This is a genomic window from Paludisphaera soli, assembly GCF_011064595.1.
GTDB classification, from domain to species: Bacteria; Planctomycetota; Planctomycetia; order Isosphaerales; family Isosphaeraceae; genus Paludisphaera; species Paludisphaera soli.
Map to the genome: position 1 here is coordinate 122,275 of NZ_JAALJI010000013.1, position 23,981 is coordinate 146,255.

Consider the following 23,981-nt stretch of genomic DNA (forward strand, 5'->3'; position numbering starts at 1 on the left):
GGGACTCCGTCGCGCGGGGCGCAGGGCGGGGTTCACATCTGGTCGACGACGTCGATTCCGAGCAGGCCCAGGCCGAACTTCAGCGTCTGGGCCGTCAGGTCGCAGAGGGCCAGGCGGCTGTCCCGTCGCTCGGCCGACTCGGCCTTCAGGACGGGGCAGTCCTCGAAGAACGTGCTGTACGCGCTCGCCAGATCGAAGAGGTAATCGGTCAGGATGTTGGGCTTCAGCTCCAGGGCGGCCAGCTCCAGGACCTCGGGGAGGCGGAGCAGGCGGACCCCCAGCCCGCGCTCGGCGGGGTGGGTCAGGATCAACGGAGGTCGTCGTTCGCGGACCTGCTCCGGGCGGATCTCGCCGCGCCGGAAGATGCTCTGGATCCGGGCGTAGGCGTACTGGAGGTAGGTCGCGGTGTTGCCGTTCATGGCGAGCATCTTCGACCAGTCGAAGACGTAGTCGCTCAGCCGGTTCTGCGAGAGGTCGGCGTACTTGATGGCGCCCAGGCCGACGATCTCGGCGATCCGCCCGCGAGTCTCGGGGTCGATGCCCGGGCTGTTGGCGTCGACGATCTTGCGGGCCTCGGCCACCGCCTCGTCGAGCAGCGATTCCAGGCCCACGACGTCGCCGTCGCGGGTCTTGAAAGGCTTGCGATCGGCGCCCAGGATCGTGCCGAAGGCGACGTGCTCCAGCGCCGCGCCGTCGTATCCCCAGCGTCGCGCGACGTCGAAGAGCTGCTTGAAGTGGTCGCCCTGGCGGCTGTCCACGACGTAGAGCACCTGATCGGGGTCCCAGGTCTGCCCGCGGTAGCGGATCGTCGCCAGGTCGGTCGTCCCGTAATTGTAGGCGCCGTCGCGCTTGCGGATGATGAACGGGGCCTTCATGCCGGCGACGAAGGCGACCGTGGCCCCCTCGCTCTCCTCCGCGAGCCCTTTCGCCTCCAGATCGGCGACGACCTCGGCGAGCATGGGATCGTAAAAGCTCTCGCCCAGCTCGACGTCGAACCGGACGCCGAGCCGGTCGTAGATCGTCTGGAGGGCCTTGAGGCAGAACGGCATGAACCGCGTCCACAGCTCGCGGTTCTCGGCGTCGCCGGCGTGGAGCTTGGCGGTCTCGGCTCGGGCGGCCTCCTCGACCTCTTTCTCGCCGGCCTTGATGCGGGCCTGGGCCAGTCGGTAGAGGCGGGACAGCTCGGCGACCGGGTCGGTCGCGTAGGCGTCGTCGTCGCGATGGTTCTTCCAGCCCCAGAGGATCATGCCGAACTGGGAGCCCCAGTCGCCCAGGTGGTTGTCGCGGACGACCTTGTGGCCCAAGGCCTCGAAGATCCGGGCCAGGCTGTCGCCGATGACGGTCGACCGGATGTGGCCGACGTGCATGGGCTTGGCCACGTTGGGCGAGGAGAAGTCGATGACGACCGTGCGGGGCGACTCGGGCGGCGTGAGTCCGTGCGCCGGGTCGTTCAGCAGGACGGACAGCTGCTCGGCGACCCACTCGTCGTGCAGGCGGACGTTGAGGAAGCCGGGGCCGGCGATCTCGGGCTTGCCGGCCGTCGGCTCCAGGTCCACGGCCTCGCGCACGGCCGAGGCCAACTCGCGCGGGTTCTGCTGAAGGGCTTTCGCCAGGGCCATGCAGCCGTTGGCCTGATAGTCGCCGAACTTGGGGTCGGCCGTCGCGCGGACGGCGGCCCGGAAGACCTGCGGATCCCCCCCCTCGGGCGTCACGGCGCCGAAGGCGGCCCGCAGTCGATTGAGAACGTTCATGAAGCGTGGTCCGCGAGGAATACCAGTGCCATCAGCGAGTCGTGGGGCCGGCGGGTCAGGCCGACGGTTCGTCGGCCTCGGGCTCGTCGACTTCCTCCTCCTCATCAGCGTCATCGGGCGCGTGGTCGGCCGGCGTCGGCGAGGGGTCGGGGAGGCTCTCGATCGGTGCGGGGGGGGCGTCGTCGCGCCAGGGGACCTGCGGCGCGTCGCCCCAGATCTCCTCGAGCGCGTAGTAGGTCCGGCCGTCGCCCGAGAACAGGTGGACGACGAAATCGCCGTAGTCGATGAGGATCCAGCGGCCTTCCTCGGAGCCCTCCATGCCGAGCTTCAGCTCGCCAAGCTTCTTCATCTCGGCGTCGATCTCGATGGCGATGGAGTTCGCCTGGCGGCGCGAGGTCGCCGTGGCGATCACGAAGTAGTCGAGCAGGGGGGTCGCCTTGCGGAGGTCCAGGATCTGGATGTCCTTGGCCCGGTTGTCGTCGGCGATTCGCGCGGCGAGCCTGGCGTGGGCGAGGGCGCGGGCCAGCCGGTCCGGGTTCCGGCGCTCGACCGCCTCGGGGACGGTCGCGTCCTGGGCCTCGCGGATGGAGCGCGTCTTGATCGCGCGGGTGCGGGCCGTCGGCGCCGAGGGCTCCGGGGTTTCCGACGCGGGGAGATTCTCAGACATTCCGGCTTCCTGAAGAGGTGCGGTCCGGGCCTCTCTCGGCGAACCGCTGGTTTCGTCGAACGCGCCGCTCGCGGCGGGGCCGCGGACCTGGTCGCTGGTCATGCGAGGGCGAGGCCCGAGGCCGCGATCCTCGCGGGGCCGTCCATCCAGCTTAATCGAAGGGGACCCCGCCTGACCACCGGGACCGTCTCAACTTGCAGGTGACGGGCCGTCTTGCAGGCGGTCGCTGCACTGCTGGAGGATCTGTCGGGCGACCTGGTTCGGGTTGTATCCCCCCGGCAGTCGGAGCAGCGGCTTGGCGTAGTCGTCGCAGAAGGTCTTCACCTCGCCGAAGGAGTGGCTGGACCAGCGGATCGCCAGGATCACCAGGGCCACGTCGGGACGGGCGACCGAGGGCTCGAATCGCTCGATCGACTCGTGCTCGCGGGTCTCGATCCAGATCAGGTCGGAGAGGCCCAGTGCGGACTTGAGCGCGGCGTGGGCCTCGGGCCTCCGAGCCCCGCCGATGATCACCACGGCCTTGCCGGCGAGCAGTCGGGCCGCCTCGGCGACCTCGGCGGTCGGGGCCTCGGGCACCTCGGGAGCCGAGTCCGGCCGGCGGGCCGCCAGGTAGCGGTCGACCTCGCGAAGGACCATCCCCAGGCTTTTCGGCGGCTCGCCGAGATCGGGCATGCGGTCGAGGATCGGCAGCAGGGTCTCGCGGATCTCCACGCTGCTGGGAGGCTCGCCCGCGTCGATCAGGTCGACGATCGTCGCCAGGATCTTATTCCAGTCGTGGGCGTCGCCCTGGTCCGCGTCGATCCTCCGCGCGTGGTAACGAAGCCGGCTGATCAACGACTTGCGCTTCTTCCCCTGCCGGAGCACGTCTTGCATGCCGGCGTCCAGCTCCTCGATTCGGACCTGGACGCGAGGATGGGAGGACGGCGAGGCCGGGTCGTCGAGCCTCATGTAGCGACGGATGTAGATCTGCTCCCGCGCCGCCACTCCGCGGAGCCAGTCGTAGGCCGCGAACTGGTCGGGATCCTTGCGGCCGTCGATCCGCTCGATCGCGACACGGAGCGCGGACTGAGCCTCGGCCAGCAGGTCGAGCGCCGGCTCGAAAAACCTTCGGTTCGCTTCCACGTCGGGCAGCATCCCGCGCACCAGGGAGACCCCGTCCGCGACCGCGTCGAAGCAGCCGGCGGCGTCCTCGTGCAGCGTGGGGATGCGTGGGACGCTGAAGTCGGGCGTGTTCATCCAAAGAAAGCAATCGATGCCCCGGGCCCGGTCGAGGATCTCCCGGTCCCTGGGGGCGATCTCGAAGGTGAAATCGGCCCCCTCCTCGATCCGTCGCCGGCGCATTGCCGCCCATCGCAGACCTTCGGCCTTCAGGCGGCAGCGGGCCTCGATCCCGGCGAGGTCCTCGTCCGAGGTCGTCGAAGGAGCGGAGGGGGCCGCGGCGACCTCCAGGCGGGGTTGTGGCGAGGGGGAGCGTCCCAGCGTCAATTCGGGGAGCGGGACATCGGGCGGTCGGACGGGTTCCGGCGGACACGACGGGCTCGCGACGACCGTCTCGGCCGCCTCGGGCTCGGGCGGTGCCTCGGCGACGGGGGCCTGGACCTCGGCCGTTTCCGTCGCCTCGAGGATCGCTCGGGCCAGAGTTCGAAGATCCTCCCGAAGGACCTCGTCCCGCCCCGCATCGGAAAGCAGGCGCTCGGCAAGGTGGGTGATCGATCGTAACAAACTCTCATCCACGACGGGCCTCCGGGCGCTGCTCCGGGCCGGCGCGGCTCGGCACCTCAGATGATCCGCGACCTCGCGGCGTCCCCGCGGGAATCATAGGGAGACCTAAGGAATGGGGCGAGGGGGCGAGTGAAATGGAAATGGCGGAGGGGAGGGCCAGGAAGCGGGCGAGGCGCATGAAAAAACGACGCCCGGTTGGGCGTCGCTTTCACTCGGCAGCACCCCCACGGGGACTCGAACCCCGGTCCCTTGGCTGAGAACCAAGTATCCTAGGCCGCTAGACGATGGGGGCGGCGATGACGTGATCAATCATAATCCAGGACGGGCCCGCGTCAAGGGTCCGGTGAAATTCGCGGTCGATCTCGGGCTGAATCTCAGCGAAGATCGCCCCGCCGCCTTCAATCGGAGGCCGGTTCGTTTTAGGCTAGGTGCGCCGGACGCGGGCGGGCCGCTCGCGGAATTTCTTTTCGAACGAACCAACCGCGCCGCGGACCGCCGATGCCGACCATCTCGCTGAACGATCGCGATTTCTATTACGAGCAGGCGGGGGATGCCGACGAGGTCCTCGTGTTCTTGAGCGGGCTGGGGGGGGATCACCGCGCGTTCAGCCTGGCTCAGCGACACTTCGCCCGGTCCTGGCGGACCCTGGCCTTCGATTCCCGCGATGCGGGACGGAGTTGGCGGGCCGACACCCCGTACACCACGGCCGACATGGCCGACGACGTGGCCGAGTGGCTCGACGCATTGGGGATCGCTTCGGCGCACCTGGTCGGGCAATCCCTGGGCGGGCTGATCGCCCAGGAGGCCGCGATCCGGCGTCCCGACCTGGTGAGATCGCTGACCTTGGTCTCGACCCACGCCGGGGCGAACGCCTGGCGCCAGGCCGTGATCGAGTCCTGGATCCGACTCCGCGAGTCGTGCGGCCCCGACGTCGTCCGGTTCTCGCAGGGGACGCTCCCCTGGCTCGTGGCGCCGTCGTTCTACGATCATCCCGAGCAGATCCAGGGGCTCGTCCGGTTCGCCGAGCGTAATGAATGGCCCCAGGACGTGGCCGCGTTCACCCGACAGGCCCGCGCGGCCGCCGGCCACGACGCGCGCGACCGGATCGGCCGGATCACGGCCCCTAGCCTGGTGCTGGTGGGGGAGTTCGACCTCGTCAACCCTCCCTCCGTGGCCCGGGAGCTTGCCGAGGGGATACCCGGGGCGCGGTTGCAAGTGCTTCCGGGCGTGGGGCATATGCCGCACATCGAGAACAAGGCCGATTTCCGAGATGAGCTGGAACGGTTCCTGCAGACGACTCGCTGATTCCCGGCCCAGGCCGGGGCGGACGCGAAGGCGGCGATCGAGTCGAGGATCTTCACGAGGTCGAGAATGCGATATCCCAGGTCAAGCGGCATCCTCCTGCATCCGACCTCCTTGCCGGGCCGGTTCGGCGTCGGCGACATCGGGCCCGAGGCGCACAAATTCGTCGCCTTCCTCGCCGAGGCCGGCCAGCGCTGGTGGCAGACGCTCCCCCTCGGCCCGACCGGGGCCGGCAACTCGCCCTACCAGTCCCACTCGTCGTTCGCGGGCAACCCGCTGCTGATCAGCCCCGAAGGCCTGGTCGCGAAGGGCTGGCTGGAGGAATCGGACCTCCCCCCGCCTGCCGAGCCCTTGGAGGAGGTGGATTTCCTGGAGGCCGTCGCGGTCAAGAACGGGCTGCTGGCGAAGGCGTTCGGCCGGTTCTCGGCGGGCGACGCGGACTTCCATCGCTTCCTAGTCGAGGAGAAGCACTGGCTCCAGGACTACGCCCTGTTCATGGCGATCAAGGAGGCCCGCGGCGGCACCGCCTGGTTCTCGTGGGAGCCCGAGCTGGTCTCGCGGCGCCCCGAGGCTCTGGAGGCGTTCGAGCGCGAGGCCGCCGAGGCGATCCGGTTCCACGAGTTCGTCCAGTTCGTGTTCTACCAGCAGTGGAAGGCGCTTCGCGAGACCTGCCGCAAGAACGACGTGAAGCTGATCGGCGACATCCCGATCTTCGTCGCCCACGACAGCGCCGACGTGTGGGCGCGTCCCGACCTGTTCTTCCTCGGGACCGACGGCCGACCGACCTACGTCGCTGGCGTGCCCCCCGACTACTTCAGCGAGACCGGGCAGCTCTGGGGCAACCCGCTCTACAACTGGGACGCCCACGCGGCCGAAGGCTACGCCTGGTGGACCCGGCGCATCGGGGCGTTGCTGAAGCAGGTGGACCTGATCCGCATCGACCACTTCCGGGGCTTCGAAGCCTACTGGGAGGTGCCGGGCGGCGCCGAGACGGCCGAGAACGGCCGGTGGGTCCTCGGGCCCGGGCCGGCGCTCTTCCACGCCCTGCGGCAGGAGTTCCCCGAGCTGCCGTTCATCGCCGAGGACCTGGGAGTCATCACCCCGCCGGTGGAGGCGCTCCGCGACGAATTCGACCTGCCGGGGATGCGCGTGCTCCAGTTCGGCTTCGCGGCCGATCCGGAGGCCGAGAAGCACCTGCCGTTCCGGCACGTCCCCAACTGCGTCGTCTACACGGGCACGCACGACAACGACACGAGCTACGGCTGGATCTCGAACCAGCACGTCGAGACCACGCAGTCGATCGAGGAGATCGAGGAGGAGCGGCTGTTCGCGCTGCGGTTCGTCGGCAGCGACGGCAAGGAGTTCGGCTGGGACCTGATCCGGCTGGCGATGAGTTCCGTGGGAGACATCGCCGTGGCGCCCATGCAGGACGTCCTCGGGCTCGACAGCCGGGCGCGCATGAACGTGCCCGGGCGCGGCGAGGGGAACTGGGGTTGGCGGATGCGTCCGGAACGGCCCACGCCGGCCGAGGTGGACCGCCTCGCCGACCTGACGGCCCTCTACGGGCGGTGGAACGGCGCGCTCCCCGAAGGCCACGACCTGCACCGGAAGTCGGCCGGCAAGCTGCCTCCCGAGCTGAAGCCCGAATCCGCGTCGGGAGACGTCCACGACGCGGACCCCGGCCGAGGTTGAGGGCGACCTGTTTAAAGATCCCCGTGGATGTAGGACATCAGATGTCGGTTCTCCGAGGCGACCTTGTCGTACATGAGCTTGATGACGTCGCCGACCGAGACCACGCCGACGAGCGAGTCCTCCTCGACGACGGGGACCTTGGCGATGCGCCGCTCGCTCATCAGGCCCATGACCTCGTCGACCGAGTCGTCGACGCGGCAGGTGACCGGGTTGCACGTCATCACGTCCGAGACCCGGAGACGACCGAACTCCTCGCCGCGGTGGTGCACCAGGCGGAGGACGTCGCGTTCCGAGAGGACGCCGATGAGACGGCCGTCGGCGTCGAGGACCGGGAGGGAGCCGACGTCGTTCTGGACCAGCTTCGCGGCGGCTTCCTTGACGGTCGCCTCGGAGTCGATCGTCACCACCCGACGGCCCTTCAGGTCGAGAATCTCGCTGACAAGCATGGCGACCTCCTGACGTGGTTTCGTGAGCCTGGCGCGGAGAGGTGAGGGGCCCGCGGCCTCGGCTGAGGATCGAGAAGGGATCGCCCGTATCGTGACGCGCGGATCCGGGCGACGCAACCGGATTTCGCCCGCTTTCGTCGAATGAGAGGCTTTTCACCGACCGGGAAGGCGAGGCGGCGAAGGACATGACGATTGATCCTGGCACGATACGAGAGTCGACTCCGCCGTCGACCCGGCGAGCCGAGGCGGCTCGGCTGGCGCTGGTCCTGCTCGCGGGGCTCGTGCTGCGCTCGCTCCATCCCGGGCAGCCGATCGTGGAGAACTACGTCGGCCGGCAGACGCCGACGGCCATGGTAGCCCGAAACCTCGATCGCGGCTCGGGGTTCCTGCACCCCCAGCTCGACACGGGCCCGTTCCCCAACTACTTCCTCGTGGAGCCGCCGATCTATCAGGCGCTGACGGTCGGCGTCCGGGGGTTGACGGGGCTGCCTCTCGACGTTTGCGGCAGGCTGGCCTCGGCGGCGGCGGCGACCCTGGCGGCCTGGGGCGTCTACGCCCTGCTCCGTCGCCGTCACGGCGAGTCCGCGGCGCTGGCGGCGGCCGCGGCCTTCTCGATGCTGCCGATCACGATTCGCTATGGGAGAGCCTTCCAGCCCGACGCCCTGATGATCGGGGCGTGCACCGCCGGGCTGGCGTGCTGGGACCTCGCGGCGGGGCGTGGCGGCTGCCGCCGGCTGCTGGGGCTGGGATGGCTGCTGCTGGCCGCCGGCCTGGCTGCCAAGGTCACCGCGGCCTACATCCTGGTAGTCGCCTTCCTGGCAGTCGCGCCGAGGCGCGATTGGAGGAGCCTCGTCCTGTGCACCTCGACGCTCCTGCCGATCCTGGCCTGGTACGCCTGGGCGGGCCGGCTGGCGGCCACGGCGGGAGGATCGCGGGCCTCGGCCGAGAACCGAGACATCTGGCTCGGGCTGATCGGCCTCGGCGCGCTGGCATCGGTCGAGACCTGGCGATACATCCTGCGCTTTCTCGTCGTCCGGGCCTTCACCCCATTGGGCTTCATCGGCGCGATCTGGGGGCTGAAGACGGGCGGCGGCCAGGGTCGAGGTACGGCCCTCTGGTGGACCTGGGCCGGACTTGCGACGGCCAGCATGGCGCTGCTCGCGGGGAAGTTGCATCACGAGTATTACTGGCTCTGCCTCGCCCCGGCGACGGCGGCCGGGCTGGGGCTGGCCTGGCGTCGGCTCGACGCGTGGCGTCCCGGGGCGGCCTTCGCAGCGGCGGCGGCGCTCGCCGGGCTCTCGCTCTACCTGTCGGAGACGACCTGGCGCGTCCCCGAGGAGTGGGAGACGATCGAGGCGGCGGGCCGCGCGGTCGCCGAATCCACGACGCGGGACGGGCTGGTCGTCGCCCCGGAGGCCCTCCTGTATCGCGCCGACCGGCGGGGCTGCCGGATGGAGTACACCTTCGCCGCGGCCACCCGGGCGGCCTCGGAGTGGGGCGAGGAGGCGCGCGCGCTAACGCCGATCGAGCTCGTCGAATTCTATCGAACCAAGGGCGCCCGCTGGTTTGCGGACGTGGGAGCGGAGTCGGACGACCTCTCGCGACTGGACTTGCACCACGCGATCCGGCATCGTTACAAAGTCGTGATCGACCGGCCCGAAGTCCTATTGGCCGAACTCGCCCCCGGAGAGCCTCCCGGCCATGCCGACTGACGACCGCGAGCGTCCCGTCACGATCCTCGATTTCGACGCCTGGAAGAAGCAAGGCCGGAAGATCTCGGTCCTCACCGCGTACGACCATCCCACGGCCCGCTGGTTCGACGCCGCCGGGGTCGACTGCCTGCTGGTAGGCGACTCCCTGGGCACGACGGTTCAGGGCCGGGAGACGACCCTGGGCGTGACGCTCGATCAGATCGTCTATCACGCCGAGATGGTCGCCCGCGCCGCGCGTCGGGCCTTCGTCGTGGCCGACCTGCCGTTCCTCTCCTATCAGGCCTCGCGAGCCCAGGCGATCCGGTCGGCCGGCCGCATCCTGAAGGAGACGCGCTGCCAGGCCGTGAAGCTGGAGGGGGGGCGGCGGACCGCCGCGACGATCCGCGCGGTCGTCGACGCCGAGATCCCGGTCATGGGCCACGTCGGGCTGACGCCTCAGTCGGTCCGGAAATTCGGCGGCTACAAGGTCCAGCGCGAGGCCGACGTGATCCGGGCCGACGCCCAGGCGGTCGTCGAGGCCGGCGCCTTCGCGATGGTGCTGGAATGCGTGCCGGCGTCGCTCGCCGCCACGATCACGGCGGAGGTGCCGATCCCGACCATCGGCATCGGCGCGGGGGCGGATTGCGACGGCCAGGTCCTGGTCGTCCACGACATGCTCGGCCTGCTCGAAGGCTTCCGTCCCAAGTTCGCCCGACGCTACTCCGAGCTAGGCGATGCGATGAAGCAGGCCGCCGGACGCTACGTCGAGGACGTGCGATCGGGGGATTTCCCCGGCGAATCCGAGAGTTTTCGCTGAGTCGCTCGACGACCGGCGCGGGCTTCGCAAGCCCTGGACCTTCGCCCGGAACCGTCCTCCCCGGAGAACGATCATGAGCAGCCCCACGTCGACCGAACTCACCTCAAGGAAGTGCGTCCCCTGCGAAGGAGGCGTCCCGCCGCTGACGGCGGAGGAGTCCCAGGCCCTCTTGCGAGTCGTGCCAGGCTGGAATCTCGCCGGCGACGGCAAGCGGATCCGTCGGGAATGGAAGGTCCGAAGCTTCGTCGCCGGCCTCGCCTTCTTCGAGAAGGTGGGCGAGCTGGCCGAGGAAGAGGGCCACCACCCGGACCTCCACCTGGAAGGCTATCGCAACGTCGCGATCGAGATCACCACGCACGCGATCGGCGGCCTCACCGAGAACGACTTCATCCTCGCGGCCAAGATCGACGAGATTCCGATCGAACTGAAGCGGGCCTGATGGAGTCCCGTTCAGAGCCCAAGGAAAACCCCGATCCGTCGGAACAGCCCCGCGCGACGCGGTTCGGCGATCGGCCGAGCCGCCTCGGCGGGGCGGTCTTGCATCCTGACCACCCGCTCGACGCTCCGGTCGACGTCCCTCGGCTTGCGTGCGACCACATCGGCGGGTTGCGCCCCGAGGTGCGTCAGCAGGGATGAGGCGTCCGTCCCTCGCGCCGCCAGGGTCTCGGCCAGCGACGCCGACCGGGGCCCGCCGGGGGCCTTGAGGTGGTCGACGAGGAGGGTGGTGCCGCGGCCGGGCTGGCTCAACAGGAGATCGACCCAGGCCCAGGATTCGCGATAGTCGCGCGGGTCCATCTGGTGCACCTCGTCCAGGGTCTCCAGCCGCCGAAGGTCCGGCCGCCAGCCTTCCTTGGCGTCGGCCGCGAGGCGTTCGAGGCGGCGTCGACGGTCGGCCAGGTCGTCCGGGCCGGCCTCGAAATACTCCGCGAGCCCCTCGTCGAGCCAGAGCGGGATGTCGCCGAAGCGGCCTCGCAGCAACGCGTGCGCGGCCTCGTGGCGAAGATCCTCCTCCAGCATCGGGCCCCGATAGGTGTAGACGATCCGCTGCTCGTCCTGGGCCAGGAAGAAGGCGCGACGGGGTGGTAGCTCGGGGAAGTAGAAGCGGAGGAGGTGGAGGAAGGCATTGCGGTCGTCGAGGACGTAGACCTCGATCGGGCCGGGGTCGGCCTCCTCGCCGCCGTTCAGGCGAACCGCCAGGTCGTTGCGGAGCCGGTCGAGCGCCAGCACGGGCGGGGCGTCGCTCGAGATCGGGTCGTTCGAGTACAGGACGAACGGGCCGGTCTTGAGCTGGTGGGAGGTGGGGAGCAGGGTCGGCCCCCGCTTGGCGACGGTCGAGCAGCCGGCCGAGGCGAGCCCGGCGAGGATCGCGATCCGCACGGCGAGCTGGAAATCGGTCGTTCGGGGTGTCTTGCGGGGCCTATCCACGTCGCGTCCCTCCAGGAAGCCGATCAGGAAAGCGGGCGCCCCCGGCGCTCGTTCCGAGCCTGCTTGGTGCGGGTGGCGGCGTCGATGGCCCGCCAGAACGACTTCCACTCGCCCGAGCGCGCCAGCCGCTGGGGGAGGTAGGCGCGGAGGAAACGGAGCGAGGTGGTCCGCGTCCGCCCGGGGGCGTCGGCGAGGCTGACGCTGAGCCTCGCCAGATTCTGCACCCGACGGTGCATCGGCAGGGGGTTCTTGAGTCGCACGCCGACCAGGTCGATCAGCGTGAGCAATTCCTCGCCCGGGCCCGCGTCGGGTCGGATCAGGATGTTCGAGGCCTTGAGGTCGCGGTGCGACAGCGATCGTTCGTGGAGCAGCCGGACCAGCCCCGCCAGCGCCCCCGTGAGGCGGTGGACCTCGGCCTTCAGGCTCGCCTCGTCCAATTTGGGCAGGGACCGGAAGACGTGCTCAGACAACGTGGTGGCGTCGGGGTGCTTGACCGTGATCAGATAGGTCTCGTGAGGCAGGACCCCCTGGAAGGGCGAGAACCAGGGTTTGCGGCGACGGGCCACGAACGCCAGGTTTTTGGGCGTGGGGACGCCGCGGCTGGCCAGGTGCTGGCCTGCCTGCCACGACCGCCAGGCGCGCGAGGGGCGGAAGATCGCAAGGACCGGGTCGATCCACTTCTTGCGGTTGAACCGCTTGTAGACCACGGCGGTCGGCCGGCCCTCGACCATCATCGTCGTCTCGATCAGCCGGGTCGTCCGCGAGTCCTTCAGGACGCGGGCGTCCGGCGAGGCGAACGGGGCGTCGGGGTCGACCAGCAGCGGGGCGACCTCGGACGGGTCGAGGTCGCGCGAGGCGATGCAGAGGGCGTTGCGCGATTTGTAGACCTGGAAATACTTGTTGGTCGACCGGCAACGCTTGCCCCAGCGTCGCCAGAGTCGCTCGGCCCACCGCCGCGTGGAATCCTCGACGCCTAGCGCGAACTCCCGCGGCGAATCCGGCGCGCCGTCGCGGGCTTCCAGATACGACTTGAGGAAGCGGCGGCGGTCGACCCGGCTGCTGCGGGTCCAGAAGTAGTGGTCGAGGAGTGCGAGGTTGAGGCGCGCCTTGGCCCATCCGAAGTTGCGGACCGTCCGGAGGGCGTCCAGATCGATCATCGTCAGGAAGGGCGTGTCGTCCTCGCCGAGGCGGACCAGGATGTTGCCCGGGTGGAAGTCGATATGCTGCATGCCCGCGTTGTGGAGGCGAGCGGTCAAAACGCCCAGGGCCGCGGCCAGGCTGCGCCGCAGGCGTGACCTCCGGGGCTCCTCGATTTCGTGCAAGTCGCGCTCGACGAAGGCGTCGAGCGGGACGGCGTCGGGGACCTCGCGGGTGATCAGGAAATTGTCGAACAGGAACCCGCGACACCGCCGTTCGCCGAGCGCGATGGGGGTGATCGTCGGCACGCCGATCGACGCCAGGTCCTGCGAGCGCTTGCCCTCGTTCCGGCCCTTGCCCCGGCGGAACCATTGTCGGTACTTGGCCCGACGATCCGGCACCAGGAAGTGCTTGATATAGATCGCCGAGCCGGGGAGCTGCACCCGATAGACCACCCGATGGGGGCCCGACTTGATCGTCTGGAGCCGGCCCTCGGCCTCCCATTCCTTCAATCGAAGGCCATCGGGGCCCAGAAGGAAGTCCCTCCAGCGCAGCGGGAGCCACCAGCCGACGTCCCCCGCCTGGACGAAGGTCCATTCGGGAGGCTTGAACATGCGGCCGGCCGGCGTCTCGGCCCGGATGCTGGAGGTCATTGCAGTCATGAGCCTATTCCGATCCATGTCGGCTCCGCCGCGTCATCCGCGGCGAGGCGGCCGTCGCGCGCGGACCGCCCACGGCCCGGGTCCTCTCCCTGGTGAAGTAGGGCGCGGGGGCGATCCCGGCGTCCCCTCGGGCGGTCGTGCCGGCCGGCTCGCGGGACGGCCGGTCGGTCCCGGTCGCCGAGGCGGCGAACGCAGCTCCCCAGGCCGTCACCGAGTAGTTCGATTCGAGCCGCCGTCTCGCCTCGCGACCCATCCGGGCGCGGGCCCCGGCGTCGGCGCAGGCGCGGGCGGCGGCCAGCCATTCGTCGTCGGTCGTCGCCAGGAAGCCGGTCGCGCCGGGTTCCACCATCTCGACGTGGGACCCAACCGGGTTGGCGATCACGGCCAGCCCCGCCGCCTGGTACTGGAGGATCTTGAGGCCGCATTTGCCCCGGCTCCAGTCGTCGTCCGGCATGAGGCCCACGCCCACGTCGCCCCTGGCCAGATCCGCGGCCTCGGTGGCCTCGCTCCACGGCACGGGGACGACTTCGAGGTCGGCGAACTCCGGGAAGCGATCGCAGATGATCCGCAGCCGGAGCCCGGGGATCTCCCGTCCCAGCCGCTCCCAGAGGGGACGTCGCGCCTCGATCCCTTTCAGCGTGCTCGACGACCCGATCCAGACGAGTTCGGGCGCGCCGCCGAGGGAGGTCGAGGCCTTCGGGGCGTACAGCCCGGGGTCGACGCAAGTGGGGATGGTCCGGACGCTCTCCGCCGAGGCCCCGGCGCGGAGGGCGCAGTCGGCGAGGAAGTCGTTGCCGGCGATGACGACGTCCGCCGCCTGGACCGTCCTGGCGAACCGGGCCGACCGACGCGGCGAGGAGGGGCCGCGGCGATCGTAGGAGTCGCGATAGAGGACCGCGTCGTCGAAATCGAATGCCAGGTGCCGCGCGTTGCGGCGAAGCAGGGAGAGCTGCCAGGCCGGCAGCAGCTTGCGCTGGAGGATCACCGCGTCGAACGCGGCGGCGGCTTGGAGTTGCCGCATCCTCGGGAACAGCCCGCGCTCGAGCGGCTCGCACGTGAGCGAGCAGCCGATATCGCGGAGGGCCGGCTCGAACGCCCGGATCCGATATCGGCAACAGACATGGTCCGGCGAATCGACCAGAGCGAGTAGTCTCATCCCGTCCTCCGTGACGGTTGAAGCGGCGAATCCTCGGGGCGTGGAGTCCGACTCTCGCGGCCGAGCAAGCGGATCTTAATCCGGATCCGGAAAGAATCCAAGCCCGAACCTGGCGCGTCGGGCGAGGCCGCGACGGCCTCCCTCGGCCCTCGCGTGAATGCCACTGGACATCGCGTGGGCCGATTCGTAAGAATTATTCATGAACAGGCCCGAGGACGCGCCCTTCCCAGAGAAGTGCCGCCACGGCTCGCTCCCCGCCATGCCTCCCTGGGTCCGGCGGAGGCGTAGGTTTCCCCCTCATGCGGACGATGGCACCTCCGAATCGATGAGAGAGACCTCGCTGGTCGCCTTCACAGTCCTGGCCCTGCTCTGGGCGACGACGCCGCTGACGGTGGATCGTCCCGAGTGCGGCTTGCGCTGCGGCCTGGCGATCTCCGGGGATCTCATCTGCTCCGCCCCCTCCCATCCCGACCCGGGCCCCTCGCTCCGCAGGGAGGTCGACGAGATCCTCGAGCGGGAGAAGAACGAGGACGATTCCGAGGATCCGTCGGAATACGGGATTGACCTGGATCGGCTCCACGGTGTGATCCCGGTCCCGCAGCCGAGTTCCCACGCCCCTCGGGATCATGCGTCGGCGATGAGCCGCGTCAAGTTCGCCTCGCCCTTGAGGTGTTGAGCCGATCCCTTCGTCCAGGCGCCCCCGCCTGACCCGCTCCTCTCCCCTGTCCAATCCTTCGCCGGACCTCGCGGTCCGCCGGACGCTCCGTTCGACGCGAGACGACGCCGCCGGGTGAACGTCTGAAGCCATGTCGAAGTCGGTCGTCTGAGCCTCGGTGCATCGCATCGGTCCGGCCGCCGGTCCGTCCCACCGTCCTCGTCCCCGCTTCCGCAGTGATCGACCGACCTTGCGCGGCGATCGCCCGGATTCTCCGGCCCGCAAGCTCGTAGGAGGCTTCCCTATGTGTCGACCCTGCACCCCACGCGTCGCAACATTCGCCACCCTGTTCGTCGCGGCGTTCGCGATCGCCGCGGCGACGCGGGCCGATGACCTGAGCGGGCCTATCAGGTCCGTAGACGTCGACAACTCCCGGCTCGTCGTGCACGACGAGGCCAGTCAGCGTGACGTGGTGGTCTATTTCACGCGGGCGACCACCCTGAGGCAGGACGACGGCTCGGTCCAGCCCATCCGCAACCTGAAGGTCGGCACGACGATCACCGTGTCCGACGCCATCACGGCCTCGCGGATCACCGTCGCGTCCAGGCCGACTTCTCCGCCGGCCACGAACTTCTCCGGCATGCTCAAGGAATTCTGGCATAACTTCCGACACAACCTTTTCAAACCCCTGCTGCTGTTCTTCTACCTCGGCTTCCTGGTGCCGATCCTCCGCGTTCAGTTCGAGTTCCCTTACGTCATGTATCAGGCGTTGACGATCTATCTGCTGATCGCCATCGGCTGGCACGGCGGAGAGGAACTGGCCCACCTCAACCCGGACTCGATCAAGTCGATCGTCGGCTTCATGGGGGTCGGATTCCTGGCCAACACGTTGATGGGGCTCCTCGCCTTCGGGCTGCTTCGGACGTTCACCCGGATGCGTCGGATCGACCAGGCGACCGTGGCGGGCTACTACGGCTCGGACTCGGCCGGCACCTTCGTGACCACCCTGGGCGTGCTGGGAACCGCGCACGTCGCGTTCGACGCTTACATGCCGGTCATGCTGGCGATCATGGAAATCCCCGGCTGTCTCGTGGCCCTCTTCCTCGTCTCACGCTACCGAGCTCAAGGCATGGACGCGCTCGGGAACATGCCCGACGAACCCGGATACGACCCGGACGCCAGGCCCATCGCCCCGCCGGTCGACGAGCACGGCCAGGTCGTGCACGCGTCCGCCGTTCAGGAAGAGACCGAACTGTCGCTGGAACGCATGGAGCACGGCGATGCGAACGGCGGGAACGGTCGGAAGAAGGGCTTCCTCGACGGCAAGCTGCTGCACGAGGTCTTCCTGAACACCGGGCTTTACCTCCTGTTCGGAGGTATCGTCATCGGGTTCATCAGCGGCCTCCAAGGCCCGGAAGTCACCCGCGCCGACGACAGCTTCTTCGTCAGCCTGTTCCAGGGCGTGCTCTGCCTCTTCCTGCTGGAGATGGGGATGACGGCGAGCCGGAAGCTGCGGGACCTGAAGACGGCCGGCTGGAACTTCGTGGCCTTCGGGCTCCTGGCCCCCAACCTCTTCGCGACGCTGGGCATCCTCATCGTCCACACCTACGCCTGGCTGACCGGGTCCGACTTTCAGCTCGGCACTTATGTGCTGTTCTCGGTCCTCTGCGGGTCGGCGTCCTACATCGCGGTCCCGGCCGTCCAACGGCTGGCGATCCCCGAAGCCAGCCCGACGCTCCCCCTCGCCGCGTCGCTCGGCCTGACCTTCTCCTACAACGTCACGATCGGCATCCCGATCTACATGGAGATCGCCAAGGCCGTCATGCGCGACTTTCCGATCGGCTGATCCGAGGTCGCCCGAGCCCGCCCGCTGACCCATCAGCCCGCGGGCCTCATCCCCTCCAGCTCCACCCGCTCCGCCTCCCCCCTCCGAGCCGTGAATTTCGATCGGTGCGATTTTCGTGCAAATTCCCAAGATCCGCGACCGAGAGGGGTTATCGGCGTCGTCCCTGTCGGCGCGTTCATTAGGTGGGCTTCATGCAGGCCCGATGCACGCTTGACAGGGGCCGTCGGTCTCGGCATTTTCAGACGCATCGAAGAGCCCGACCTGCTGCCAGGACCCGACGTGGGGGAGAGGGATTCCCTGCTCACCGTCGGGAGTGGTCCGCAAAGCCCACGCGGTCATCCTGGAAGGAACGGGCCTTCTCGCTGGTCGTCCCGAACACAAGTTGAGCGGGAGCCGGGCACCCGTTTTGCACTCCTGGGCTCGCGGCCTGGATGTCGAATACGATGCGCACCAGAGTACGGCCCTCTCCTCCTGAATCGGGGGCGGCTTCGCTTTCAGGAGAGAGGATCGGCGAGACCTGTCCCGCCCTGGGTCCGCCGGTGGACGACATGGAGGTCGTCCCCGTCCTCGCCATCCGGTCCGTCCCCTCGGGTGCCCCACGATGAAATCGGTGACCGAGCACCTCACGTTCAACCTGCCCGTCCGCATGGGCTTCCTGAACATCACCGCGGAGGTCGAGGATCTCGTCCGCAGGAGCGGGGTGCTGGAGGGCCTCGTCCTGGTCAATGCGATGCACATCACGGCGAGCGTCTTCATCAACGACGATGAGCCCGGGCTGCACGAGGACTACAAGCAGTGGCTCGAAACCCTCGCGCCGTTCGACGCCTCACCCTCCCGCTACAAGCATAATCGGACTGGCGAGGACAACGCCGACGCGCACATGAAGCGTCAGGTCATGGGCCGAGAGGTCGTGGTGGCGATCACCAAGGGGAAGCTCGATTTCGGCCCCTGGGAACAGATCTTCTACGGCGAGTTCGACGGCCGTCGGGCGAAGCGGGTGCTGGTCAAGGTGATCGGGGAGTGAGGTCGCCGCCGACCTTCGGGGGGCTACCCCTCGCCTGCCTCAACTCGAGGATCCGCATGAGCCGCCGCCCCACGGCGTCCGCCCAGACCTGGCAGCCGAGGGCCGAGAAGTGGCCGTCGCCGAGATGGCCGTTGAAGAGGTGGCTCGGCGTCGTCGGCTCGCCCTTCCCGAGCCTCGCCGACTTCTCCCGATCCTCGGCCTCGACGAACTTCTCGATCGGGTCGTAGTAGGTCACGCCGTCGGGAAGGATGTCGGGAATCCGGCCGGGGTAGTGGGCCGTCTTGCGCGGGCCTTCGACGTGATTCACCCACGGCGCGGGAACGACCAGGCAAGGGATGGCTCGGGCGTTGCAGAAGGCGGCGATCTCTCCGATCCAGTAGCGGTTCTCTTCCCAGTCGGCCTCCCCGTCGAGGACCTCGAACAGGTCGCCGAAGTCGTTGGCGAACAGGCTCAGGACGACGAACTGGGGATCGAAGTGCTTGGCGTACTCCAGCAGGGTGTAGTACTCCTGTTCGGGCGAGTAGCCCAGGTGGCCGGTGTTGAGGATCTCCACCTCCGTCGCCATCCGCGAGGCCAGCACGCGCTTCAGGCACGCGGGGGGCGTCTGATCGTCGCCGACGAACAGGCCCTGCATGTAGGAGTCGCCCAGGACTATCCCCCGGAGCGTCGCATCACGGTTCGGCTCGCCGCCGCGAAGGCCCCAGGAGTTCGTCGTCTGGACCGACTCGGCCACGATCATCGCCCCGGCGGCCTGGGCCAGCGCGTGGAGGCTGGGCGTGTCCGGGATCGGGAAGTAGGCGAGGACGCCGCCGGTGCTCTTGAGGTTGCGCACCCAGATCGACCGGACGTCGGGCCGGAAGCGGTAGGAACGTCCCGAGTCGTCCGCCTCGAACACCGTCGACGGCAGCAGCAGCGCCTTGTCGAAGTTGCCCCAGCGCAGGAGCGCGTGATCGGGGTCGAGGCCCGCCGCGTCGAGCAGCTCTTTCACCTTCGGGTCGTAGGCGTCGTAGGCGGCTCGCAGCTTGCCTCGCGCCTGTTCCATATCGAAGAGGCGGCGGCGTCGCCAGTCGGCGTCGATCCAGGTGCGGGAGTCGGCCTCGCCGGTGAGCGTCGCGACGGCTCGGCGAGCCTGGCCGAAGGTCCACGACGCCGCGTAGCGTCCCGTCGCCGTCCCGATCAGGAGGCAGGCCGACAGGCACGCCGTGAGCCCCAGGATGACCTGCTTGAAGCGTCGGGCGAGCCGCTCCCCGCGCACGACGAAGCGGAACGAACGCTGGCGGAATCGGGGTCGGCGATGGAGCACGTGGGGGCCTTCTCGATCGGGGCGTCGTGGGGTTCCCTGCATCTTATCCACGAATTCGGGGCGAGGCAGTAGAATGGGAACTGATTCGCCAGGGCCGGGGATACGAGGAGAGCCGCACGATGTTCGATGACCTCCTGAAGCGATTGGGCCTGGGCCCCGTCGAGTCGGGCGCCTGCCATGAGCGCTGGATCGAAGACCCCGGCGGCGAGGAGATCGAGTCCTTCAACCCCGCCGACGGCAAGTCCCTGGGACGCGTCAAGCTCGCGAACGGCGCCGTGTACGACGAGGTGGTCGGGCGCGCGGTCGAGGCTTTCGCCGGCTGGCGCATGACGCCCGGCCCGCACCGGGGCGAGGTCGTCCGCAAGATCGGCGAAGCCTTGCGCGAGCGCAAGGCCGACCTGGGGATGCTCATCACCCTGGAGACGGGCAAGATCCGCTCCGAGGGGGAGGGGGAGGTCCAGGAGATGATCGACATGGCCGACTTCTCGGTCGGCCTGTCGCGCCAACTCTACGGGCTGACGATCGCCAGCGAGCGGCCCCGGCACCGCATGATGGAGCAGTGGCACCCGCTGGGGCCGATCGGCGTCATCACCGCGTTCAACTTCCCGGCCGCCGTCTGGGCCTGGAACGCGATGGTCGCGGCGGTCTGCGGCGACACGGTCGTCTGGAAGCCTTCGCCACTCGCCCCGCTGACGGCGATCGCCGTCCAGAAGATCGTCGCGAAGGTCGCCGAGGAAGAAGGCTTCCCCGGGGTCTTCAACCTCTGCCTGGGCTCGATCGAGGACGTCGGCGAGCCGATGCTGAACGACAGGCGCCTGCCCCTGATCTCGGCGACCGGCAGTTGTCGACTGGGCTATCACGTCGCGGAGGTCGTCGGCCGCCGGCTGGGCCGGACGATCCTGGAACTCGGCGGCAACAACGCCGTGATCGTCGCCCCGAGCGCCGACCTGGACCTGGCGATCCGTGGCATCGCGTTCGCCGCCGTGGGGACGGCGGGCCAGCGCTGCACGACGGCCCGTCGCCTGATCGTGCATGAATCGCTTTATGAGGCGGTCGTCGATCGGCTCGCCAGGGCGTACAGGACCTTGCCGATCGGGAACCCCTGGGACGACGGCGTGCTGGTCGGCCCCCTGATCCACGAGCAGGCCGTAGAAGCCATGACGGACGCCCTCCGTCGCGCGACTGAGCAAGGGGGCGAGGTCGTCGTCGGCGGCAAGCGGCTGGACCGCCCCGGCTGCTTCGTCGAGCCGGCCCTGGTGCGGGCGAAGCCGGGCATGGCCATCGTCGGCGAGGAGACCTTCGCACCGATCCTCTACGCGATCCCGTACCGGACGCTCGACGAGGCGATCGCGATCCAGAACGAGGTCGAACAGGGCCTGACCTCGGCGATCTTCACCAGGGACCTGTTGGAGGCCGAGCGTTTCCTCTCGCCCGAAGGGTCCGACTGCGGCATCGCCAACGTCAACATCGGCACCTCGGGCGCCGAGATCGGCGGCGCCTTCGGCGGCGAGAAGGCCACTGGCGGCGGTCGCGAGGCCGGCTCGGACTCGTGGAAGGCCTACATGCGGCGGCAGACCTGCACGATCAATTACGGAAGGCAACTGCCGCTGGCCCAGGGGGTCCGCTTCGACGTAGGATGAGCCCGGCTGGGACCACGCACCCCAGGAACTGGCTTCGATTGGGTTCGTTCGCGCACGCCGGAATCGAGTTTTCTCGGCATAAGGCATTATTGTCCAGTGGGTTATGGTCGTCGGGGAATTGGGTTCGTTCGGCGGCTCTCGGACGCCTTCTGCGACACGTCCGGAGGCGAGAGGTTGGGTTGGACGACCCTTGGCGTCCTGGAGGCGCATCCCACGGATCGCTCGAAGTGCGCGGCATCCCGTAAGGAGAGTATGGTCGGAAAACCCGGAAACCGCGGTCACGGGGATAATCTCGGCGAGAGGCGGCGCGCGGGGTCGAGGTCGCGTCTCTTACGGGCCGCCACCGGTCGAGTCCGAAGCGGCCATCGCCGCGAGGGCGTCGGCGAGCGTGCGGACTCGGTGCGTCTCGACGTCGCGCATCCGGTCTCCATCGCGGCAGGCGGCGCCGCGGACGGCGAGCACCTCCGGGCGCAGGAGCGACCCGACGTCGACTGTGGCGGTCGTCATCCCCCCGGCGATCGCGACCATCAGGCCCCGCCGGCGCGCCGCCTCGGCGACCTCGACCGACTCGACCTCCCACCGCGCGGGGGCGGACTTGTCCCAGGTGTCGAACAGGAGGCCGACGCAATCGCTCAGGGCGGCGCGCAGCACGTCCGTAGGCCGGGGCGCGGCCGCCGCCCTCCAGTCGGTGTAGGCGACGGCGATCCAGCGGCTGGAGCCGGTGGGGAGTTCGGCCCGCAGCGCCTCCCAGTCGGCCGCCCAACCGGGCCCCGCGCCGGCGAGGCCCAGCTTGCAGTAGGCGAGGCCGGCAAAGGCGTCGCCGGGTACCTGCGGGCGGCGACCGTCGAGCCACTCGGGGAGTTCGCCCAGGGCCACGCTCGTCGGCACCCGGGCGTCGACGGCCCGAGCGACCTCGCGCCAGGCGTCGAACGAGGCGCGGCCGAGCGGGCCGTTCGCCGGCTCCTTCACGTCGATGATCGAGGCTCCGCCGGCCAGGGCGGCGCGGGCCTCGTCGGCCGATCTCACGCTCACGAGCAGTCGGGGCACGGCGTCGAGGCCTCCGGGGGGCGGGGGTCGTCCAGGACTTCGTAGCTGCGGATGCGATCGAGTCGGAACGACTTGTCGACCGAATCGAGGTGGCAGGTCGCCACGAGATACGGCATCCCACCACGATGGGCGAATCGCCGCGGCGTGACCAGGCGAGGCGCCTCGCCTCGCGATCCCCCCGCGTAGGCGATCCGGACCGGACTCCCCCGACCGGCGGCCTCGTCGAGGCGGTCCCAGCCGAGCGGCGGCCGGACCGGCTGGGAGCCGTCGTAGATGGGGTACGAGGTCAGCGTCGTCGCATCCAGGCCCGGCCCGCCCAGGCGGAACCAGAGGTCCATCACGGCCGAGGCGTCCCCCAGGGCTCGATGCCTCACCCTTGCGGCGATCCCGAAGTGCTCGACGAGGCGGTCGAGCCGGTGGCTCCCGAGATTCGGGAGCGTGGTGCGGGCCAGGGCGAGCGTGTCCAGCACCGGCACGCCGGGGAACGTCAGCTCGGCGCGGGCCAACTCCATGCCGAGGAAGCCGGCGTCGAACGCGGAGTTGTGGGCGAGGAGAGGGGCGTCCGGCGCTCGTTCGAGGAAGGCCAGGAACTCCGGCAAGACGATGCTGGCGGCTGGGGCCCCGGCGAGGTCGGCGTCGACGAGGCCGCTGATAGCGATGGCGACCTCCCCCATCGGACGGCCGGGGTTGACCAGGCGTTCGAAGGTCTCGACGACGAGCCCGTGGGCGTCGAACGCCATCGCCCCGATCTCGACGACGCGATCGACGCCCGGATCGAGGCCGGTGGTCTCCAGGTCGAAGGCGATGAACAGCGGATCTCGCGGCATGGTTCCGGCGGGCTCGCGATGGGAATGGGAGTCGGTCGATCGCCCATCAGGTATGATAGGCGCGGGGGGGGCGGTTCCCAACCGTCGTCACGCGTCGATCTCGGTCACGGATGGAACCACCATGATCTCAGTCAAGATCGGCGTGAAGCGTCCTCGCGGGGTGATCCTCGCGACCGTTGTATTCCTGTCCGGCTGCACGACCGTCGAGTTCTGGCCCCGGCCGCTGACGGTCCCCGATCAGGCGCGTCCCTGGCCGCAGCCCGACCAGCCGGGCGAGATGGACCTGAATGGCGTCCGCGAGTCGCTCCTGACATTTCACAACCGGGCCCGAGCCGAGAAGAAGCGGCCGAGCGTCGAGGTCGACGAGGCGTTGCAAGAGGCCGCCCAGCGACACGCGGAGGAGATGGCCGGACGTGAAAAGATGACGCATACGGGTGCCGACGGATCCTCGGTGGCGGATCGGGTGGAGGAGTTCGGCTACCGCTACCGGCGGTGCGGCGAGAACATCGCATACGGGCATTACTCACCCGAGTTGGTCATGAGGGGCTGGCTCACGAGCCCCCCGCACCGGAAGAACATCCTCGGAGGATTCAGCCAGATCGGGCTCGGTTACGCGACCGCTAAAGACGGCACGCCGTACTGGTGCGTCACATTTGGACTCCCTGCGGGGCCCTGATCGCCGCCCCGCCTCGATTCCATCGGGTATCCTTGCGAGGATCCGTGACGGAACACCGGATCGGAACGAACCCGAGCGTCGGACCGACGTGAGGATCGAGGACCATGAGCAGACTGAAACTTACCGCGATTCTGATCCTGGCGGCGACGGTCCTCGCGACTTCCGGCTGCCACGGCTCCGGGAAACGACGGACCATCGCCGACGAGCCGACCCTGTCCGGCCTCGACGCCGACGACAAGGCCTATCTCGACGCCCCCGCGGCGGTGCCGATCTCGACCGTCGACCGGCACCCGATCCTTTACAAGCCGCGGGAATACTGGGAGAACTCCGGGGACAACCGGATCGTCAAGGCCGCCGCGGCGACCTTCGTCGGCGTGCCGGCGGGCGTCGTCGGGGAGGTCCGGCAGATCTTCGTCGGGGCTCCCCCGAGGACGACCACGCTCCCCTGAGATGGCGAAGGCCGGACGGCCGCCCCGATGCCTTCGGGGCGGCCGA

At 69.2% G+C, this 23,981-nt stretch carries 21 protein-coding genes and 1 tRNA gene; 11 read left to right on the forward strand and 11 right to left on the reverse strand.

What is annotated here, in order from left to right; genetic code table 11:
* Positions 1-32: 32 nt before the first annotated feature.
* The 4 genes from argS to G6O68_RS17405 all read right to left on the reverse strand — a co-directional run bounded on the left by argS (position 33) and on the right by G6O68_RS17405 (position 4,432).
* Entirely contained in the window at positions 33-1,751 is a 1,719-nt protein-coding gene (gene argS, locus G6O68_RS17390) for an arginine--tRNA ligase (RefSeq protein ID WP_165249896.1), read from the reverse strand.
* A gap of 55 nt (positions 1,752-1,806) precedes the next feature.
* Positions 1,807-2,418 carry a ribosome silencing factor gene (rsfS, locus tag G6O68_RS17395; protein WP_165249897.1) on the reverse strand — a complete coding sequence of 204 codons (612 nt, stop codon included), beginning with the start codon at positions 2,416-2,418 and terminating at the stop codon, positions 1,807-1,809.
* A 189-nt stretch (positions 2,419-2,607) separates the two neighbouring features.
* Entirely contained in the window at positions 2,608-4,152 is a 1,545-nt protein-coding gene (locus tag G6O68_RS17400) for a hypothetical protein (protein WP_165249898.1), read from the reverse strand.
* Positions 4,153-4,359: 207 nt separating this feature from the next.
* Positions 4,360-4,432, reverse strand: a tRNA-Glu gene (locus G6O68_RS17405).
* 206 nt (positions 4,433-4,638) lie between these two features.
* Between G6O68_RS17405 and G6O68_RS17410 the strand changes: the two genes are divergently transcribed.
* Together G6O68_RS17410 and malQ are read left to right on the forward strand one after the other, a co-directional pair.
* Entirely contained in the window at positions 4,639-5,445 is an 807-nt protein-coding gene (locus G6O68_RS17410) for an alpha/beta fold hydrolase (protein WP_165249899.1), read from the forward strand.
* A gap of 66 nt (positions 5,446-5,511) precedes the next feature.
* Positions 5,512-7,134 carry a 4-alpha-glucanotransferase gene (gene malQ / locus G6O68_RS17415; RefSeq protein WP_165249900.1) on the forward strand — a complete coding sequence of 541 codons (1,623 nt, stop codon included), beginning with the start codon at positions 5,512-5,514 and terminating at the stop codon, positions 7,132-7,134.
* A gap of 11 nt (positions 7,135-7,145) precedes the next feature.
* Here malQ and G6O68_RS17420 read toward each other — a convergent pair whose 3' ends face one another.
* Entirely contained in the window at positions 7,146-7,580 is a 435-nt protein-coding gene (locus G6O68_RS17420; RefSeq protein ID WP_165249901.1) for a CBS domain-containing protein, read from the reverse strand.
* Positions 7,581-7,765: 185 nt separating this feature from the next.
* On the opposite strand from G6O68_RS17420, the gene G6O68_RS17425 reads away from it, so the two are divergent.
* From G6O68_RS17425 to G6O68_RS17435, 3 genes are all read left to right on the forward strand, one after another.
* Complete coding sequence (locus G6O68_RS17425) at positions 7,766-9,292, forward strand: glycosyltransferase family 39 protein (RefSeq protein ID WP_165249902.1); 1,527 nt, start codon at positions 7,766-7,768, stop codon at positions 9,290-9,292.
* Positions 9,282-10,088, forward strand: a complete 807-nt coding sequence (panB, locus tag G6O68_RS17430; RefSeq protein ID WP_165249903.1) for a 3-methyl-2-oxobutanoate hydroxymethyltransferase — start codon at positions 9,282-9,284, stop codon at positions 10,086-10,088. The genes G6O68_RS17425 and panB overlap by 11 nt, the downstream gene beginning before the upstream one ends.
* A gap of 73 nt (positions 10,089-10,161) precedes the next feature.
* The gene (locus tag G6O68_RS17435; protein ID WP_165249904.1) at positions 10,162-10,527 is read left to right on the forward strand and encodes a 4a-hydroxytetrahydrobiopterin dehydratase; all 366 of its coding nucleotides are present in this window, start codon (positions 10,162-10,164) and stop codon (positions 10,525-10,527) included.
* A gap of 11 nt (positions 10,528-10,538) precedes the next feature.
* Here G6O68_RS17435 and G6O68_RS17440 read toward each other — a convergent pair whose 3' ends face one another.
* The 3 genes from G6O68_RS17440 to G6O68_RS17450 are packed head-to-tail and all read right to left on the reverse strand — an operon-like array spanning position 10,539 to position 14,468.
* Entirely contained in the window at positions 10,539-11,513 is a 975-nt protein-coding gene (locus G6O68_RS17440) for a DUF1570 domain-containing protein (protein ID WP_165249905.1), read from the reverse strand.
* Between the two features lie 23 nt (positions 11,514-11,536).
* Entirely contained in the window at positions 11,537-13,312 is a 1,776-nt protein-coding gene (locus tag G6O68_RS17445) for a lipopolysaccharide kinase InaA family protein (RefSeq protein WP_165249906.1), read from the reverse strand.
* Between the two features lie 4 nt (positions 13,313-13,316).
* Complete coding sequence (locus tag G6O68_RS17450) at positions 13,317-14,468, reverse strand: glycosyltransferase (RefSeq protein ID WP_165249907.1); 1,152 nt, start codon at positions 14,466-14,468, stop codon at positions 13,317-13,319.
* Positions 14,469-14,793: 325 nt separating this feature from the next.
* Here G6O68_RS17450 and G6O68_RS17455 point away from each other — a divergent pair, with 325 nt between their 5' ends.
* From G6O68_RS17455 to G6O68_RS17465, 3 genes are all read left to right on the forward strand, one after another.
* On the forward strand, positions 14,794-15,144 hold the full coding sequence (locus G6O68_RS17455; protein WP_165249908.1) for a hypothetical protein: 351 nt from the start codon (positions 14,794-14,796) through the stop codon (positions 15,142-15,144).
* Between the two features lie 619 nt (positions 15,145-15,763).
* Positions 15,764-16,969 (forward strand): sodium-dependent bicarbonate transport family permease, encoded by a 1,206-nt coding sequence (locus G6O68_RS17460; RefSeq protein ID WP_165249968.1) that lies wholly within the window; start codon positions 15,764-15,766, stop codon positions 16,967-16,969.
* Positions 16,970-17,570: 601 nt separating this feature from the next.
* A complete protein-coding gene (locus G6O68_RS17465) occupies positions 17,571-17,993 on the forward strand; it encodes a secondary thiamine-phosphate synthase enzyme YjbQ (RefSeq protein ID WP_165249909.1) in 423 nt (140 codons plus the stop codon).
* Here the strand turns inward: G6O68_RS17465 and G6O68_RS17470 are convergent.
* Complete coding sequence (locus G6O68_RS17470) at positions 17,974-19,296, reverse strand: SGNH/GDSL hydrolase family protein (RefSeq protein WP_165249910.1); 1,323 nt, start codon at positions 19,294-19,296, stop codon at positions 17,974-17,976. The two genes, G6O68_RS17465 and G6O68_RS17470, sit on opposite strands and share 20 nt — an antisense overlap.
* A 119-nt stretch (positions 19,297-19,415) precedes the next feature.
* Between G6O68_RS17470 and amaB the strand changes: the two genes are divergently transcribed.
* Entirely contained in the window at positions 19,416-20,936 is a 1,521-nt protein-coding gene (amaB, locus tag G6O68_RS17475) for an L-piperidine-6-carboxylate dehydrogenase (protein ID WP_165249911.1), read from the forward strand.
* Positions 20,937-21,266: 330 nt separating this feature from the next.
* On the opposite strand, the gene G6O68_RS17480 is transcribed toward amaB, so the two are convergent.
* Both G6O68_RS17480 and G6O68_RS17485 read right to left on the reverse strand, forming a co-directional pair.
* The gene (locus G6O68_RS17480; protein ID WP_165249912.1) at positions 21,267-21,983 is read right to left on the reverse strand and encodes a (5-formylfuran-3-yl)methyl phosphate synthase; all 717 of its coding nucleotides are present in this window, start codon (positions 21,981-21,983) and stop codon (positions 21,267-21,269) included.
* Entirely contained in the window at positions 21,965-22,810 is an 846-nt protein-coding gene (locus tag G6O68_RS17485; protein ID WP_165249913.1) for an exonuclease domain-containing protein, read from the reverse strand. Before G6O68_RS17485 ends, G6O68_RS17480 begins: the two co-directional genes overlap by 19 nt.
* A gap of 121 nt (positions 22,811-22,931) precedes the next feature.
* Between G6O68_RS17485 and G6O68_RS17490 the strand changes: the two genes are divergently transcribed.
* Together G6O68_RS17490 and G6O68_RS17495 are read left to right on the forward strand one after the other, a co-directional pair.
* On the forward strand, positions 22,932-23,486 hold the full coding sequence (locus G6O68_RS17490) for a CAP domain-containing protein (protein ID WP_165249914.1): 555 nt from the start codon (positions 22,932-22,934) through the stop codon (positions 23,484-23,486).
* Between the two features lie 104 nt (positions 23,487-23,590).
* Positions 23,591-23,935: a hypothetical protein gene (locus G6O68_RS17495; RefSeq protein ID WP_165249915.1), complete on the forward strand. Its 345-nt coding sequence runs from the start codon at positions 23,591-23,593 to the stop codon at positions 23,933-23,935.
* Positions 23,936-23,981 lie beyond the last annotated feature (46 nt).

Excerpts from the sequence above, each read along its gene's own strand:
- G6O68_RS17410 (WP_165249899.1), top strand. The coding sequence starts at position 4,639 with ATGCCGACCATCTCGCTGAACGATCGCGATTTCTATTACGAGCAGGCG.
- G6O68_RS17465 (WP_165249909.1), top strand. The coding sequence starts at position 17,571 with ATGAAATCGGTGACCGAGCACCTCACGTTCAACCTGCCCGTCCGCATG.
- G6O68_RS17445 (WP_165249906.1), bottom strand. The coding sequence starts at position 13,312 with ATGACTGCAATGACCTCCAGCATCCGGGCCGAGACGCCGGCCGGCCGC.
- argS (WP_165249896.1), bottom strand. The coding sequence starts at position 1,751 with ATGAACGTTCTCAATCGACTGCGGGCCGCCTTCGGCGCCGTGACGCCC.
- G6O68_RS17455 (WP_165249908.1), top strand. The coding sequence starts at position 14,794 with ATGAGAGAGACCTCGCTGGTCGCCTTCACAGTCCTGGCCCTGCTCTGG.
- G6O68_RS17460 (WP_165249968.1), top strand. The coding sequence starts at position 15,764 with ATGCTCAAGGAATTCTGGCATAACTTCCGACACAACCTTTTCAAACCC.
- G6O68_RS17425 (WP_165249902.1), top strand. The coding sequence starts at position 7,766 with ATGACGATTGATCCTGGCACGATACGAGAGTCGACTCCGCCGTCGACC.
- G6O68_RS17420 (WP_165249901.1), bottom strand. The coding sequence starts at position 7,580 with ATGCTTGTCAGCGAGATTCTCGACCTGAAGGGCCGTCGGGTGGTGACG.
- G6O68_RS17495 (WP_165249915.1), top strand. The coding sequence starts at position 23,591 with ATGAGCAGACTGAAACTTACCGCGATTCTGATCCTGGCGGCGACGGTC.
- amaB (WP_165249911.1), top strand. The coding sequence starts at position 19,416 with ATGTTCGATGACCTCCTGAAGCGATTGGGCCTGGGCCCCGTCGAGTCG.
- rsfS (WP_165249897.1), bottom strand. The coding sequence starts at position 2,418 with ATGTCTGAGAATCTCCCCGCGTCGGAAACCCCGGAGCCCTCGGCGCCG.
- G6O68_RS17450 (WP_165249907.1), bottom strand. The coding sequence starts at position 14,468 with ATGAGACTACTCGCTCTGGTCGATTCGCCGGACCATGTCTGTTGCCGA.
- G6O68_RS17435 (WP_165249904.1), top strand. The coding sequence starts at position 10,162 with ATGAGCAGCCCCACGTCGACCGAACTCACCTCAAGGAAGTGCGTCCCC.
- panB (WP_165249903.1), top strand. The coding sequence starts at position 9,282 with ATGCCGACTGACGACCGCGAGCGTCCCGTCACGATCCTCGATTTCGAC.
- G6O68_RS17485 (WP_165249913.1), bottom strand. The coding sequence starts at position 22,810 with ATGCCGCGAGATCCGCTGTTCATCGCCTTCGACCTGGAGACCACCGGC.
- malQ (WP_165249900.1), top strand. The coding sequence starts at position 5,512 with ATGCGATATCCCAGGTCAAGCGGCATCCTCCTGCATCCGACCTCCTTG.
- G6O68_RS17490 (WP_165249914.1), top strand. The coding sequence starts at position 22,932 with ATGATCTCAGTCAAGATCGGCGTGAAGCGTCCTCGCGGGGTGATCCTC.